The sequence below is a fragment of the Asticcacaulis tiandongensis genome (assembly GCF_006475605.1).
In the GTDB taxonomy this organism is placed as follows: domain Bacteria; phylum Pseudomonadota; class Alphaproteobacteria; order Caulobacterales; family Caulobacteraceae; genus Asticcacaulis; species Asticcacaulis tiandongensis.
The window spans coordinates 56,749-71,513 of record NZ_SSBC01000020.1; the positions used below are offsets into that span (position 1 = coordinate 56,749).

The 14,765-nt window shown below is 57.5% G+C and carries 17 protein-coding genes and 2 tRNA genes; 13 read left to right on the forward strand and 6 right to left on the reverse strand.

The window, feature by feature from the left end:
• Positions 1 to 35: 35 nt before the first annotated feature.
• On the reverse strand, positions 36 to 1,748 hold the full coding sequence (gene ggt, locus E5201_RS12635; RefSeq protein ID WP_140986594.1) for a gamma-glutamyltransferase: 1,713 nt from the start codon (positions 1,746 to 1,748) through the stop codon (positions 36 to 38).
• 194 nt (positions 1,749 to 1,942) lie between these two features.
• On the opposite strand from ggt, the gene E5201_RS12640 reads away from it, so the two are divergent.
• A tRNA-Arg gene (locus E5201_RS12640) sits at positions 1,943 to 2,019 on the forward strand.
• 71 nt (positions 2,020 to 2,090) lie between these two features.
• Here the strand turns inward: E5201_RS12640 and E5201_RS12645 are convergent.
• Together E5201_RS12645 and E5201_RS12650 are read right to left on the reverse strand one after the other, a co-directional pair.
• A complete protein-coding gene (locus tag E5201_RS12645; RefSeq protein WP_140986596.1) occupies positions 2,091 to 2,327 on the reverse strand; it encodes a hypothetical protein in 237 nt (78 codons plus the stop codon).
• Between the two features lie 254 nt (positions 2,328 to 2,581).
• Positions 2,582 to 2,657, reverse strand: a tRNA-Lys gene (locus E5201_RS12650).
• Positions 2,658 to 2,894: 237 nt separating this feature from the next.
• Here E5201_RS12650 and E5201_RS12655 point away from each other — a divergent pair.
• From E5201_RS12655 to E5201_RS12665, 3 genes are all read left to right on the forward strand, one after another.
• Positions 2,895 to 3,251: an Hpt domain-containing protein gene (locus tag E5201_RS12655; protein ID WP_140986598.1), complete on the forward strand. Its 357-nt coding sequence runs from the start codon at positions 2,895 to 2,897 to the stop codon at positions 3,249 to 3,251.
• A 75-nt stretch (positions 3,252 to 3,326) separates the two neighbouring features.
• Complete coding sequence (locus E5201_RS12660) at positions 3,327 to 3,650, forward strand: 2Fe-2S iron-sulfur cluster-binding protein (RefSeq protein WP_140986600.1); 324 nt, start codon at positions 3,327 to 3,329, stop codon at positions 3,648 to 3,650.
• A 5-nt stretch (positions 3,651 to 3,655) separates the two neighbouring features.
• The gene (locus E5201_RS12665; protein ID WP_140986602.1) at positions 3,656 to 4,108 is read left to right on the forward strand and encodes an NUDIX domain-containing protein; all 453 of its coding nucleotides are present in this window, start codon (positions 3,656 to 3,658) and stop codon (positions 4,106 to 4,108) included.
• 120 nt (positions 4,109 to 4,228) lie between these two features.
• Here the strand turns inward: E5201_RS12665 and E5201_RS12670 are convergent, their stop codons facing one another.
• From E5201_RS12670 to E5201_RS12680, 3 genes are all read right to left on the reverse strand, one after another.
• Positions 4,229 to 4,738: a GNAT family N-acetyltransferase gene (locus E5201_RS12670; RefSeq protein ID WP_140986604.1), complete on the reverse strand. Its 510-nt coding sequence runs from the start codon at positions 4,736 to 4,738 to the stop codon at positions 4,229 to 4,231.
• 111 nt (positions 4,739 to 4,849) lie between these two features.
• The gene (locus E5201_RS12675; RefSeq protein ID WP_140986606.1) at positions 4,850 to 5,032 is read right to left on the reverse strand and encodes a YegP family protein; all 183 of its coding nucleotides are present in this window, start codon (positions 5,030 to 5,032) and stop codon (positions 4,850 to 4,852) included.
• Between the two features lie 116 nt (positions 5,033 to 5,148).
• A complete protein-coding gene (locus tag E5201_RS12680; RefSeq protein WP_140986608.1) occupies positions 5,149 to 5,523 on the reverse strand; it encodes a DUF983 domain-containing protein in 375 nt (124 codons plus the stop codon).
• 177 nt (positions 5,524 to 5,700) lie between these two features.
• On the opposite strand from E5201_RS12680, the gene E5201_RS12685 reads away from it, so the two are divergent.
• From E5201_RS12685 to E5201_RS12725, 9 genes are read left to right on the forward strand one after another with little or no spacing between them, the layout of a single operon-like run.
• Positions 5,701 to 6,660: an ArsR/SmtB family transcription factor gene (locus tag E5201_RS12685; RefSeq protein ID WP_140986610.1), complete on the forward strand. Its 960-nt coding sequence runs from the start codon at positions 5,701 to 5,703 to the stop codon at positions 6,658 to 6,660.
• Positions 6,661 to 6,685: 25 nt separating this feature from the next.
• On the forward strand, positions 6,686 to 7,609 hold the full coding sequence (gene metF / locus E5201_RS12690) for a methylenetetrahydrofolate reductase [NAD(P)H] (RefSeq protein ID WP_140986612.1): 924 nt from the start codon (positions 6,686 to 6,688) through the stop codon (positions 7,607 to 7,609).
• Positions 7,610 to 7,666: 57 nt separating this feature from the next.
• The gene (locus E5201_RS12695) at positions 7,667 to 8,773 is read left to right on the forward strand and encodes a homocysteine S-methyltransferase family protein (RefSeq protein WP_425456582.1); all 1,107 of its coding nucleotides are present in this window, start codon (positions 7,667 to 7,669) and stop codon (positions 8,771 to 8,773) included.
• A 17-nt stretch (positions 8,774 to 8,790) separates the two neighbouring features.
• Positions 8,791 to 9,459 (forward strand): class I SAM-dependent methyltransferase, encoded by a 669-nt coding sequence (locus E5201_RS12700; protein WP_181404636.1) that lies wholly within the window; start codon positions 8,791 to 8,793, stop codon positions 9,457 to 9,459.
• Positions 9,460 to 9,483: 24 nt separating this feature from the next.
• A complete protein-coding gene (locus E5201_RS12705; protein WP_140986618.1) occupies positions 9,484 to 10,470 on the forward strand; it encodes a D-alanine--D-alanine ligase family protein in 987 nt (328 codons plus the stop codon).
• Complete coding sequence (locus tag E5201_RS12710; RefSeq protein ID WP_140986620.1) at positions 10,467 to 10,853, forward strand: hypothetical protein; 387 nt, start codon at positions 10,467 to 10,469, stop codon at positions 10,851 to 10,853. Before E5201_RS12705 ends, E5201_RS12710 begins: the two co-directional genes overlap by 4 nt.
• 6 nt (positions 10,854 to 10,859) lie before the next feature.
• Complete coding sequence (gene metH / locus E5201_RS12715; RefSeq protein WP_425456583.1) at positions 10,860 to 13,535, forward strand: methionine synthase; 2,676 nt, start codon at positions 10,860 to 10,862, stop codon at positions 13,533 to 13,535.
• 21 nt (positions 13,536 to 13,556) lie between these two features.
• Positions 13,557 to 13,814 carry a hypothetical protein gene (locus tag E5201_RS12720; RefSeq protein ID WP_140986624.1) on the forward strand — a complete coding sequence of 86 codons (258 nt, stop codon included), beginning with the start codon at positions 13,557 to 13,559 and terminating at the stop codon, positions 13,812 to 13,814.
• The gene (locus E5201_RS12725) at positions 13,814 to 14,671 is read left to right on the forward strand and encodes an SDR family oxidoreductase (protein WP_140986626.1); all 858 of its coding nucleotides are present in this window, start codon (positions 13,814 to 13,816) and stop codon (positions 14,669 to 14,671) included. The genes E5201_RS12720 and E5201_RS12725 overlap by 1 nt, the downstream gene beginning before the upstream one ends.
• Positions 14,672 to 14,765 lie beyond the last annotated feature (94 nt).

Consider the following 14,765-nt stretch of genomic DNA (forward strand, 5'->3'; position numbering starts at 1 on the left):
CGACCCTCTCCCTGGAAAGGGAGAGGGGGAAGGGATTATTTACCGATCAGGACGACGCCTTCGCGGCGGGGGTCCGCACCGCCGTCGATACGGTCAGGATAGAACATCACCCCATGCAGGCCTGAGTTTTCGCCGGCAACTTCCTGAATGTCGTAACTCATGTCTTTCAGGGCTTGGGTGATGGCGGCGGGCATGAGCGCGGCTTCGATACGGACGGTGTCGCCGCGGGCCACGACATTGGGCAGGGCCACGGCTTCGGGCATGGTAAGGCCCCAGTCGAGAACGCCGATCAGGGCCTTGAAATTATAGGCCAGAATGGATGAGCCGCCCGGTGACCCCACCATGCCGATCAGGTTTTTGTTCTGATCGAAGATCATTACCGGTGACATGGAAGAGCGCGGACGCTTGCCACCTTCGACGGCATTGGCGGCTGTGTGGCCATCGGTGCCGGTGGGCGCAAAGGAAAAGTCGGTCAACTGGTTATTTAGGAAGAAGCCGCCGACCATGCGGCCTGAGCCGAAATAGCTTTCGACCGAAGTGGTCACGCTTACGGCATTGCCATAACGGTCGCGGATGACGAAATGCGAGGTGCCCGCCGGTTCACGGGTGTTATCGGCAGCCCATGCCACGGCTTTTGAGGGCTGGCCGTAGGTAGGTGTAGGAGCCGCCTTGCCCGGCGTGATGGTGGCTACACGCCCGTCAATATAGGCCGGATCGAGCAGGCCTTTGAGCGGCACGGAGACAAATTCGGAATCGGCCATATATTGGTCGCGGTCGGCATACATCAGGCGCTGGGCTTCGATAATCACCTGCCAGCCGCGTGGGTCAGTGGGGCCATATTCGCCCATCGGGAAGCGTTCGGCGATTTTCAGTGCCTGAAGCAGGGACGGCGCCGAGGACGGCGGCAAGGGCACGCAGATAATATAGATGCGATATGGCTCACACAGGGCATCGTCGGACTTCGGGAAGTAGGATTTGAAATCATCGGGTGTCAGAGCGCCCGCCGGTGTCCCTTCGGAGGTGCGGGCGATGATGGCCTCAACCAGCGGGCCTTCGCGAAAGATCACCGCCCCTTTATCGGCAAGATGACGCAGGGTTTCGGCATAGGCCGGATTGGTCAGACGGTCACCGGTTTTTTTCAGGCCGCCCTGACCATCAGAGAAATAGGCTTTCAGATCAGGCGCATTGTTCTGAGGCAGGCGGGTCTGGGTCAGGTAGTCGCCCAGTCGCGGTGAAATGATAAAGCCGTTTTCAGCTAGCCTGACGGGGGTGCCGAACAGGTCTTTCCACAGAAGGTTGCCGTGAGCGGAGTGGGCCTTTTCCAGCATGTGCATAACGCCCGGTACGCCCGTGGAGCGGCCTGACAGCATGGCCTCAACGAAGGGCAGGGGTGTGCCGTCTTCTTTCAGGAACCAGTCGCTGCTGGCGGCCTTAGGAGCGGTTTCGCGGCCATTATATTGAATGACCTTTCCGGTTTTCGCATCAAAGTAGACCATGAAGGCCCCGCCACCGATGCCTGAGCTTTGTGGCTCAACGAGGCCCAGGGTCGCCTGAACCGCCACGGCGGCATCTATGGCTGTGCCGCCTTTTTCAAGGATATCCATGCCTGCTTCGGCCGCCAGAGGATTGGCTGCGATGACCACCGGCGCAAAGGTCGGGGCCTGATCCGGTGTGGTGGTCGCACAGGCACATAAAGTGACGGCGGCAAGAATGAACAGGGGGCGGATAAACAGATTGCGGGCAAACATGCAGGGGACTTTGCTTAAAACAGGACCAGAGAGGCAAATATGACCTGTCATGACCCTGTGGGGGCGGACTTTCAACAGGAAATCAAAAAAAATAGGCAAAAAGGCCATTAAACGGCTTGCCTTTGTAATCTGTTGAGACTAATTGTCCGGCCCTCGCTGCTGAGCAAGCTTAGCGGCGGGAATTGAAAAAATGCGCACTCGTAGCTCAGCTGGATAGAGCATCAGACTACGAATCTGAGGGTCAGGAGTTCGAATCTCTTCGAGTGCGCCATTTCATTTTTTGAATAAAATCAGCCCCCTATGGGGCTTTTTTTGTGCCTGAAGGGTCGCAATCGATTCGGTTTATGGGGATGCAGTTGGGGCGGGCGGGCTTTCGGGGGTGCCTTCTTCAACGGCATTAACGTCGCCCGGGTTCATCATGGATTGATTTTCAGGCGACGTGGCCATGGCAATAAACATGGCAATAAGGACAAGCGCCGCGACGAACAGGGCGGGCCATACCCAGTTAGGGCCCAGCTTTTTCGCGACCGGAAGGGTATCGGAAGGTGCGTTCGGGCGTGGATCATTCTGCGTGGACATGGACGTTCATCCTCTTTTCATTTCAAAGTATATGAAACGTTAGAAATGTTTCCCCTCTGTCTGCCCGTTTGTAGGCGGTGCACGGAGGTCTCCATATTTGGTCATGGGAGGTTCAGGATGATATATGATTGCTGCCTTAGCTCCTCAGGAGCGTGTAAAAGTATGTCTCAGGTGCGCGACTAACAGTGCCGCGCATGACAAAATGGGCCAGGATGTCTTTGGGGGGGTAAAATATTGATTGTATTGAAAGAAAATGGTGGGTGAGCACGGACTCGAACCGTGGACCCGCTGATTAAGAGTCAGCTGCTCTACCAACTGAGCTACACACCCACACTTTTCAGCCGCATCAGAAGAGGTGTTGGTAAACCTCGGCGGTGAGGCGCGGAACATACGGATTTTTGCCGGAGGTTCAAGGCCTAATTTCAACTCATATACAGTTATTCCTTAACAAAATACAATTTAAAGGCGCAATTATTTATTAAATCAGCTTTTGTTTGTGTTTGTCAGGGCTTGTCTGAGGCGGATGTAAGGTTCACATTCGCGTGCGATTCTAATGGGAGCAGGGATATGGCATTTCGGGATCTGAGTGGCGCGGTAGATTTCGCGCATCTTGAGGCCTATACGCTGAATGATGTCGGGATCATTGAAGAGGTGCTGACCCTGTTCGGCCAGCAGGCCGATATATGGTCGCCGCTTCTGGATGTGTCGCATGCGGGGTGGCGCGATGCGGCCCATACGCTGAAAGGCGCGGCGGCGGGCATCGGGGCCAATGCGCTGGCGGCGGCGGCGGAGGCCGCAGAGCGGGGCGATAATGACGGGGCCGCCGGACGGCTTTTGAAGGTGCGCGATGCGCTGGATGCAGCGCTTATGGATGTGGCAGCCTATCTGCATGGGCTCAGGCTCAGGGCGCTTAAGGCGCAATAAACCTTTGCAAAAGCGGAGCGGGGGTTATAAACCGCAGCCCGACTGTCTGTAATTTCCGCAAAGCGTCTACCTGCCATGAGCGACGAACTTCATATCCTGTGCACTGACCGTGAGGGTGTTACCCATAATCTGCCGGCGATCGAGGGCTGGCGGATCATGGAGATCATTCGCGACAATGGCCTGCCGATTAAGGCGGAGTGCGGCGGGGCGCTGGAGTGCGCCACCTGTCACGTCTATGTCGCGCCGGAATGGTGGGACAAGCTGGTTGAAAAGACCGACGAGGAAGAAGAAAAGCTCGATGAGGCGTTTCTGGTGAAGCGCCATTCGCGTCTGTCGTGTCAGGTTCTGATGCGTGACGATCTTAATGGGCTTGAGGTTACGCTGGCGCCGGAAGGCTAAGGCACATGCAAGCACCCTTGAGGCAGTTCGGACATCGTCTTGAGGGGCTGGACTATCAGCCGCGTCAGGCGGCTTACGGATTCTTGCAGCGGGACGGCTATCTGGCGATTGCGCAGATCGGATATACCAGGTTCAGCTATGACTTTCCGGGGGGCGCGCTGGATGAGGGTGAGACGCCGGAAGCGGCGGTCGAGCGAGAATTTGCCGAAGAAACCGGTCTTGTGGTCAGGGTGGTTGAGCCGGTGGGCGAGGTGCTCAACTATTTCGTTCATCAGGACGGTACGCCCTATAACAATCATTGCCGCTTTTATGAGATGGAATGGGTTGCGGAACAGCCGGAGCTGAAAAGCGAGGCGGATCATGAGTTGGTGTGGATGCGGCCCTTTGAGGCGATGAAGCGCGTCAAGCATCCGGCCTATGCCTGGGCGTTGTTGCTGTGGCTGCGGGAGCGGGTCTAAAAGGGTCGTTTCTGGCCTGCAAAGACGCCTCTTCTGTGCTTCTTAAGTACGCTGCGCTTATCGAAGACACGTCTTTTTGGCCCAGAGTCTAAAGTGTTTCTCCAACCCTTTTGACCTAAATCAACCCCGTCGCAGGATGTATTCGAGATCGATGGTGTCGCCGACGGGGAAGCCGTACTCGCCGACCTTTTCAAAGCCACGGGCAGCGTAGATCGCCTGTGCCCTGTGGTTTTCGCTCCATACGCCGATCCATTGCGGGGCGGCGGGGTATTTTTCCGACAGATAATCAAGGGCCTCATTTAGCAGGTGTCGGCCCAGTCCTGCGCCCTGCGCTGACTCACGGACATAGAGGCGCTTGATTTCGCCGTGATGGTTCGGGTCAGCATCGGCGTGCGGCAGGCTGACGGGGCTGGCTTGAATAAAGGCCAGCGGGGTCTTGTCTTTGGCGTAGATGAGACGCCAGAAATGGTCGGGATCGGCGACTTCGTCGGCCAGTGCCGCTTCACTGTAGGTTGTGTCGAAAAAGGCCTGCAAATCCTCAGGCGGATACAGGTGGCCAAAGGTCTCAGTGAAGGTGAGGCGGGCCAGTTCTGTCAGAGCAGGGATATCGGATGGGGTTGGTGGTGTCATGAATGGGTCAGAGGGGCTGCGAAGCCTGTAGGGGAAAGAAAGATACCCACCAGCCCCGCTACGCGGCGGTCCTCCTCCCCACTAAAATGGGGAGGAGTGAAAGGTCAGATTTTAGGCGGCGGAGTTGTCTTCGATTTCGGCGGGTGGGCCGTTTTTCTTAACGGACTCAATGGCATTGATGGCAGAGGCCTTTGATTTATAGCCTTCCGTCCAGAAAATGATTTCGGAGTTGTATTTGAAATAGGCGACGAATTCGCCGGCCTTGTTTTTCTTGATTTCAAACTTGTGTGCCATGGGAAGCCTCCATAATGCCTGACGTGGCGGCCGGCGCAGATGTGCTGCTGACCGGTAAGGAGGTTCACCCGCGCAGGTTTACCTGTCAAGTATTACCTTAGAGCCTATAGAGCGCTCTAATGCGGTTGTCGTGAGCGTTTGAGGCCGTGGTGCCAGAGAAGGGCCAGAAAACCGCCTTTGATGAATGGCAGCAGGGCCAGTGTCATAACCACCAGTGCACCCAGAGTTACCGAAATGACCACGCCCAAAGGATATTTCCAGAAGAACTCAAGGGCAAATAAAGGCCCGACCACAAGGTGGCCGACCAGAAGCATGGTGATATAGGCCGGACCGTCATCGCAAGGGTATAGCCCAAGCGGCGTATGACAGTTAGGGCAGGTATCGGCTATTTTCAGATAACCGCGAAAAGCACTGGCTTCGCCACAGGCCGGACACTGGCGACGCAGACCGCGCCAAAGGGCTGTCGAGAGGGGCGCTTTTTCAGTCGTCATGGCAACCTTTGGGCTGTGCCCGATAATGGGCCTGTTGCGGGCGGGAACAGTGAGTATGTAGCTTATGTAGCTACGGAAAGCGAAATACGCTATGTGTAATCCTGTCGCAGCATAAAAATCCGGATGGCGCATAAATAAGACTTGCAAAACCATATAAAGATATCCTTATGTGGTTATATGGATGGCTCGTCGCACATATTAGGACAGGCAGCGCTGCTTGAGGCGCTCAAGGCGGTCGCGGAACCGACGCGGCTCAGGCTGTTGCGGTTGCTGGCGCACGAAGAGTTGTCGGTCATGGAACTGGTGCGCATACTTGGCCAGAGCCAGCCGCGCATTTCCCGCCATCTGAAACTGATGAGCGAAGCGGGGCTTATAGACCGCTTTCCCGACGGGGCCTGGGTGTTTTACCGCCTGACTGAGCAAGCAGCCCTGACGCCGCTGATTGAGGCGGTGCTGGCGGCTATGGGCGATGAGGAGGCCAGTGATCTCAGTCAGCTTGAGCAGGTGCGTGCCCAACGGCTTGAGGCGGCGCAAGGCTATTTTGAAAATATCGCGCCGGTCTGGGATCAGATACGTACGCACTATATTGATGATGCCGAGGTCGAGGCCGCGCTTCTGAAGGTGCTGGGGGACGGGCCGGTGGGTGACCTGATTGATCTGGGGACCGGTTCAGGGCGTATGCTGACGCTTCTGGCGCCACGGGCGAAATCGGCCACAGGTATAGATCTGTCGCAACAGATGCTCAATATTGCCCGCGCCCGCACACTTGAGGCCGGTATTGGGGCGATTGATTTCCGGCACGGGGATATTACAGCGACGCGGCTTAATGGGCAAAGTGCTGATCTGGTGATTATCCATCAGGTGCTGCATTTTCTGGCCGATCCGGCGCAGGCGCTGAAGGAAGCCGCGCGGGTGCTTAAGCCCGATGGGCGGGTGCTGATCGTTGATTTTGCGCCGCACCGCCTTGAGGTCATGCGTGACGAATATCAGCACCGGCGCCTGGGGATCGGGGATGAGGATATGGGGCACTGGCGCAAGGCGGCGGGGCTTAAGGCCGAACAGAGCCTGTCCTTACCGCCGCATAAAGAACCTGGTTTGACGGTACGCATCTGGCTGATGCGCAAGCCTGTCGTTTAAGAAGTTAGATTGATCCGAGAATAGTATGTCACCTGCGCCTTCACTTGACCGCATCAGCGCCATTGCCCGTTCCATAGGGCAGGGGGCTTCGCACCTTAAGGTGTCGTTTGAGTTCTTTCCGCCGAAGTCGGACGAGATGGAACAGACCCTGTGGTCATCGATCCGACGCCTTGAGCCGCTTAATCCGTCCTTTGTCTCTGTGACCTATGGGGCGGGGGGATCGACGCGTGAGCGTACTCACCGTACCGTCAAGCGGATGCTGGATGAGACCGGCCTTAAGCCTGCCGCGCACCTGACCTGTGTTGAGGCGTCGCGTGCGGAGGTCGATGAGGTTATCCGTGCCTATTGGGAGGCTGGCGTACGTCATATCGTAGCCCTGCGTGGTGATCCGCCTTCGGGGATGGACGGGCAGTATGTGCCGCGTTCGGATGGCTATGCCAATGCGACTGAACTGACGCAGGCGATTAAGCGCATTGCCGATTTTGAGGTCTCGGTCGGGGTATATCCGGAAAAGCACCCGCAAAGCCCTTCCCTGGCGTTCGATCTGGATGTGTTGCGGCAAAAGGTCGATGCCGGTGCCACGCGCGGTATCAGCCAGTTCTTCTTTGAGCCGGAAACCTTTTTGCGCTTTCGTGATGCGGTCGCCGCTGCGGGCATCAGGATTGAACTGACGCCGGGTATCATGCCGGTGACCAATTTCAAGGGCCTCAAGCGTATGGCGGCGGCCTGTGAGGCGGCGATCCCTGAGTGGCTCAGTGAGTTGTTTGCCGGACTGGATGATGAGGCGGAGACGCGCAAGCTGCTGGCGGCGGCGGTGGCCATGGAGCAGGTCTTGAATCTGGAGCGCGAAGGCGTACATAACTTCCACTTCTATACGCTCAACCGTGCGGAACTGGTCTATTCGATCTGCCGTGTGCTGGGGTTGAAGGAGCTTGGCGCAAGCGCCTGAAAGGTGCCCCCTCCGTCAGCGACTTCGCGCTGACACCTCCCCCGTAAACAGGGGAGGATGTTTAGAATCTTGGCCCCGTGTGTCGGGGGAGGAGATAAGATGACCCGTGCTGAACGCATTGCTGCGCTTAAGGCGGCGGCCAAAGAGCGTATTCTGGTGCTCGACGGAAGTTGGGGCGTGATGATCCAGAGACGTGGTCTTGAGGAAGCGGACTTCCTTGGCGAGCGCTTTCAGGGGCACAAAGGCCAGATGAAGGGCAATAATGATATTCTGTGCCTGACACGGCCGGATATTATTTCCGATCTGCATGACGCCTATTATGCGGCGGGGGCGGATATTTCCGAGACCAATACCTTTTCGGCGACGACCATTGCGCAGGATGACTATCATCTCGATGCGCAGGCGTGCTGGGATATCAATTTTGAGGGGGCCCGTCTGGCGCGGGAAGCAGCAGACCGGTTTACGGCAAAAGAGCCGCACAAGCCGCGCTTTGCCGCTGGTTCGATCGGGCCGCTGAACAAGATGTTGTCTATGTCTTCGGATGTGAATGATCCGGGCGCGCGGCTTGTGACCTTTGATCAGGTCTATGAGGCCTATCGCCAGCAGATAAAGGCGCTGAATGAGGGCGGGGTTGATCTCTATCTGATTGAAACCATTACCGATACGCTGAACTGCAAGGCGGCGCTGAAGGCGATTATGGACCTTCAGGACGAAGGGCTTGAGGAACTGCCGATCTGGATTTCCGGCACCATTACCGACCGGTCGGGACGTACATTGTCGGGGCAGACTGCCGAAGCCTTCTGGAACTCTGTTAAGCACGCCAAGCCGTTTGCTGTGGGCTTTAACTGCGCGCTGGGGGCCGACCTGATGCGCCCGCATATCGCGGAATTGTCGCGTGTGGCGGATACGCTGGTGGCTGCCTATCCGAATGCGGGCCTGCCGAATGCTATGGGCCAGTATGACGAGCAGCCGCACGAGACGGCGCATGAACTGCATGAATGGGCCAAGGACGGTATCGTCAATATTGTCGGCGGCTGTTGCGGGACAACGCCGGATCATATTCAGCACGTAGCCGAAGAAGTGGCGGGTGTTCCGCCACGCCCGATCCCTGAGCGGCCCAAGGGTTTGCGTCTGGCGGGTCTTGAACCGTTTGAGTTGATCTGATGGCGGGCTCAGAGAATATGGCTGAGCTGTTCAAAGACCCTGAACATGCGGCCACCTATGCCAATCGCCCGAAGCAGATCATTCCGGGTTTTGACGGCTTGCACCGGATAACGGGGCAGTTGATTGCCGAAGCCAGTCCCAAAACCATTCTGGCGCTGGGCGGTGGGGGCGGCCTTGAGACGCGCACGCTTCTGGATCATGTGCCTGAGGCGCGGGTCTGTGCGGTTGATCCGTCAGCAGAAATGCTCGCGCAGGGTAAGGCATATTTGCAGGACGATGCGCGGGTGGACTGGGTTGAGGGGCTGATTTTCGATGCCCCCGAAGGCCCGTTTGATGCCGCGACCTGTTTGTTGACGCTGCATTTCGTGCCGGATGACGGGGCGAAACTTGAGACGCTTAAGGCGCTGAGGGCGCGGCTGAAAAGCGGTGCGCCGTTTGTGATCGCACATCTGTCGATTGATAAGGCCGATCCAAAGTCAGATTTGCATTTTGAGCGTTATCTGCGGTTTGCTCAGGCGAGCGGCATGGATGAACAGGCGCTGGAAAAGGCCCATAAGCGCGTGCGTGAGATGCTGAACTGCGTCGGGCCTGAGCGCGATGAACAGCTTTTGCGTGAAGCGGGCTTCAGCGGCATTGAGCTTGTGTTCAAAGGGCTTTACTGGTGTGGTTGGGTCGCTTACGCCTGATTTCATTTTTCCGAGCCATTGCCTATGTCTGTTACCATTCTGTTTGGCGGTCTGAGCCGTGAACGTTTTGTCTCTGTCGCTACGGCGCAGTCACTGCATCGTGCCCTGCCTGAGGCAGATATCTGGTTCTGGGATACGGATGATCATGTCTATCCGGTGACGGGTGAGGCGCTTTTGGGCCATGACCGCCCGTTTGAGGTGCCGTTTAAGGCTGATAGCAAAGGCATCGCGCTTGAGGCCGCGCTCGATCAGGCCGCATCAGATGGGCGGGTGCTGATATTGGGGCTGCATGGCGGGTCTGCGGAAAATGGCCAGTTTCAGGTCAGGTGTGAACTGCGCGGTGTTGCGTTTACCGGTTCCGGTTCGGCGGCCTCGCACCTTAGCTTTGATAAGGTCTCGGCCAAGCTGTTTGCGTCCTTCGCCGGTGTGCCGTCGCCTGCGGCGGTAGAATTGGCCAACATTGAGACGGCGTTTGAAGACTATGGCAAGCTGATCGCTAAACCGGCGCAGGATGGCTCAAGCTATGGGCTGATCTATGTCAATGCTACGCAGGATATTGCCGCGGTTCGGGCGGCGGCAAAGACCGAGCCCTATGTGATTGAACCGTTTGTCTCTGGCCCTGAGGCTACCTGTGGGGTGCTTGAGCAGGCGGACGGGTCATTGATCGCCCTGCCGCCGGTGGAAATTGTTCCCGCTGACGGGGCGTTTGATTATAAGGGCAAGTACCTTTCAAGCCAGACTCAGGAAATCTGTCCGGCGCGGTTTGCGCCTGAGATCAATGCCGCCATTCAGGAGATTGCGTTGAAAGCTCACCGCGCCCTATCGTGCCGTGGCTATTCACGCACCGATGTCATTATTTCCGACAAGGGGCCGATCTATCTGGAAACCAATACCTTGCCGGGTCTGACGGGGGCGTCACTCTATCCGAAGTCGCTCAAGGCGCAGGGCATTGAATTTGTCGATTTCCTTAAGGGGCAGATCGATATCGCGGTTAAGCGGGCCAAAGGATGAGCACTGAGCGCGAAGACTGGGCGCGCAGGCTTTTGATGGCGGCGGACGTCCTTAAGGATGTCACGCCCGACGAATTGCGCGTCGATCAGCCGTTTTATGATGAACTGACGCTGGTGCTGACGGAGTATCATCTGTCAGATGCCGCCTTTCAGCGGGTGGCGGCGCAGGTGCCGGATATGCCCGACTGGGACGCGCTGGAGGTAGCGGTCGGCGGGTCTGAGCCTGAGGCGCTTTTGTTGCACACCTTAAGCTGGATTGCGCAGGCACGGTGGATGGAAACGCCTCTGGTGCGGGTGCATCAGGCGGGACAGCTTGAAACCGCGATCCGCAAGCTTTCGGCGCATGTGTCTGCTCTTGATATTGTGGCCGTAAAGGACGATTAAGCGCCTATGAGCACTTCAATGACCCCTACCTTTATCAATATCGGTGAACGCACCAACGTTACCGGTTCGGCGAAATTCAAAAAGCTGATCGTTGCCGGTGACTATGCGGCGGCGCTGGATGTGGCGCGTCAGCAGGTCGAGGCGGGCGCTCAGGTCATTGATATCAATATGGACGAAGGTCTGCTTGATGCCGTTGTGGCCATGCGCACCTTCCTCAATCTGCTGGCGGCGGAGCCGGATATTGCCCGTGTGCCGGTGATGATCGATTCCTCGAAATGGGAAGTCATCGAGGCGGGCCTGAAGTGCGTTCAGGGTAAGGCCATCGTCAACTCGATTTCCATGAAGGAAGGCGAGGACATTTTCCGTCACCACGCGCGTGAGTGCCTGAAATACGGTGCGGCGGTGGTGGTTATGGCCTTTGATGAGGTCGGTCAGGCCGATACGGCGGCGCGTAAGGTCGAAATCTGTACGCGGGCCTATAATATTCTGGTGAACGAGGTTGGTTTCCCGCCGGAAGACATTATTTTCGATCCCAATATCTTTGCCGTTGCGACGGGGATCGAGGAACATGACAACTATGCGGTAGATTTCATCGAGGCCGTAAGAGTTATCAAGACCACGCTGCCCTATGCGCGGATTTCTGGCGGGGTGTCGAACGTATCGTTCTCGTTCCGTGGCAATGAGCCGGTCAGGCGCGCGATCCACAGCGTGTTTTTGTATTATGCCATTCGGGCTGGCATGGACATGGGCATCGTCAATGCCGGTGACCTGCCGGTCTATGACGATATTGACCCCGAACTGCGTCAGGCAGTCGAGGATGTCATTCTCAACCGGCCTCAGCGGCATAATGTGTCCAATACCGAATATCTGGTGGATATTGCGCCGAAATACAAAGGCGAAAAGGGTCAGGCGCAGGTCGTCAATCTGGTGTGGCGTGAGGGGCCGGTTGCGGAGCGCCTGAAGCACGCTCTGGTCAACGGTATCACTGAATTTATCGAAGCCGATACCGAAGAAGCGCGGCAGCAGGCCGAGCGGCCTTTGCATGTCATCGAAGGCCCGCTGATGGCCGGTATGAATGTGGTTGGCGACCTGTTCGGCGCGGGCAAGATGTTCCTGCCGCAGGTGGTGAAATCGGCACGGGTCATGAAGCAGGCCGTGGCCTATCTGATGCCCTATATGGAGGCCGAGAAAGAGGCCCATGTCGCGGCGGGTGGTTCCTATCAGGCCGCCGGTAAGATACTGATGGCTACGGTGAAGGGCGATGTGCATGACATCGGCAAGAACATCGTTGGCGTGGTGCTTCAGTGTAATAATTATGAGGTTATTGACCTTGGGGTCATGGTGCCTGCGGATCGCATTCTGGCCGAGGCCAAGGAACATAAGGTCGATATGATCGGCCTTAGCGGCCTGATTACGCCGTCGCTTGATGAGATGGTGTTTGTCGCGCGCGAAATGCAGCGCACGGGCTTTGAGATTCCGTTGCTGATTGGTGGGGCGACGACCTCAAAAACCCATACGGCGGTCAAGATCGAGCCGGGTTATCACAACGATCAGGTGGTCTATGTGCTGGATGCGTCACGTGCGGTAGGGGTCGTGTCGCAATTGCTATCTGAGACCGATAAGCCGAAGTTTGTCGCTGACACCAAGGCTGATTATGACAAGGTGCGGGCCGCCTATGGGCGCGGGGATAACAAGCCGCGTTCGGATCTGGCTGAAGCGCGTTCGAAGCATTTCCCGATTGATTTTGCCGCTGAAAAGCCGGTCGCGCCGTCGTTTCTGGGGCTGAAGACCTTTAGTCCCTATGATCTCAATGATCTGGCGGATCATATTGACTGGACGCCGTTTTTCTCGACCTGGGAACTGGCGGGGCGTTTCCCTGACATTCTGACAGACGAAATTGTTGGTGAGGCGGCGACCGCGCTCTATGCCGATGCGCAGGAGATGCTGAAACGCATCCTTGAGGAAAAGTGGTACACCGCCAGTGGCGTGGTCGGGTTCTGGCCAGCCAATGCGGATGAACATGACGATATCGAAGTCTATGCCGACGAGAGCCGCACAGACGTCATCGCCAAGTTCCACACCCTGCGTCAGCAGATGAAAAAGACCCGTGAGGGGCAATATAATACGGCGCTGTCGGATTTCATTGCGCCCAAGGGCACGCCTGACTGGATCGGCGGGTTTGCCGTGACGGCGGGGCATGGCGAGCTTGAGATCGCCGCGAAGTTCAAGGCGCAGGGCGATGATTATAATGCCATTCTGGCCACGGCTCTGGCCGATCGTCTGGCGGAGGCCTTTGCCGAGGCCCTGCATAAAAAGGTGCGGCGTGAACTGTGGGGCTATGCGGCGGACGAGGCGCTTGGTCTGGAAGATCTGATCGGGGAGAAATATCAGGGCATCCGTCCGGCCCCCGGCTATCCGGCGCAACCTGATCATACGGAAAAATGGACGCTGTTTGATCTGCTTGAGGCGCGGTCGCGTACGGGGATGGAACTGACGGAGTCTCTGGCTATGACGCCGCCGGCATCGGTGTCGGGCCTTTATTTTGCCCATCCGAAGGCGCACTATTTCGGGGTCGGCAAGATCGAAAAGGATCAGGTCGAGGACTATGCACGGCGTAAGGGCTGGGCTGTCGATGAGGCCGAGCGCTGGCTGTCGCCCATTCTCAACTATATCCCGTCTTAAACATCGGCTATAAGGGCAGGCATGAACGATAAGCTGTTTTACAGTCTGGCGGCGGTGGTGGCCGTCCTGATGATCGGATTAAGCCTTGTCTGGCCTCAGGGGCTGGGGCTGCGTTCGCCTGAGCCGTTTGGCCATGAGGTGGTGTTACCCGATATTGTGCGCATGGAGCGTGAGCGCGAGGCACGTCGCATAGCGCAGCGGGCAGAACGCGAAGCGCAGGCCGCAGCGGCGGCTTCGGCAGCGGCGGCTGATCCGATTGTCACAGAACCGGCGAACTGATGCCTGCGGCACTCATTTTCGGCTATGGCCTTATCGGGGGGGCTTTTGCCGAACGCTTGCGTCAGGAGGGATATGACATCATCGCCACAGCGCGTGAGGTGGAGAAGCGGGACGCCCTGAAAGATGCCGGTATAGACGCCTTTGATCCGGCGGATGCCGTGGCGCTGGCGAGAGCGTTCGGCGCGGCGTCGGTGGTGCTGATTACGCCTGCGCCGACGGATGAGGGGTGTCCGGCGTTTGAGCGGATTTCATCCTGTTTGTCGGCTTCATGTGGCACGCGTAAATGGATCGGTTATCTATCCACGACGGGGGTTTATGGTGATCGGGGGGGCGGTTGGGTGTTTGAGGATCAGCCGCCTGCGCCGCAATCGCGTGAGGCGCACCGGCGTATGGTGGCCGAGCGGCAGTGGCAGTCCTTAGCCGGTCATGATGTGGCGGTGTTCCGTTTGCCGGGGCTTTATGGTCTGGGGCGCAGTGTCATCGAGAAATTGCGCGACGGCACGGCGCGGCGCATCCATAAACCCGATCAGGTGTTTTCAAGGCTCTATGATACGGATGCGGCCGAAGCCCTGTGGCTGAGTGTGCAAAACCCGCGTGCGGGGGCGGTCTATAACCTCTGTGACGATGAACCGGCACCGGCGGATTTTGTCGTTGAATATGCGGCGCAGACCTATGGGTTTGCCCTGCCGCCAGTCATTCAGTTTGATGATCCGGCCTTAAGTCAGGCGGCAAGGCGGTTTTACGCCGAGAACAAGCGGGTGTCCAATGCGCGGGCCAAGGCGGAACTCGGGTGGCGACCGCAGTTTCCGACCTACCGCGAGGGGTTGGCGGATATCTGGCGGCGGATGCAGGATTAAGAATTAAGATACCCCTCCGCCTTCGCCTTGCTCAGGCACCTCCCCGCATAGCAGGGAGGAGAAGATAGCATGCGAGGCGGAGGGGTAAAATCAG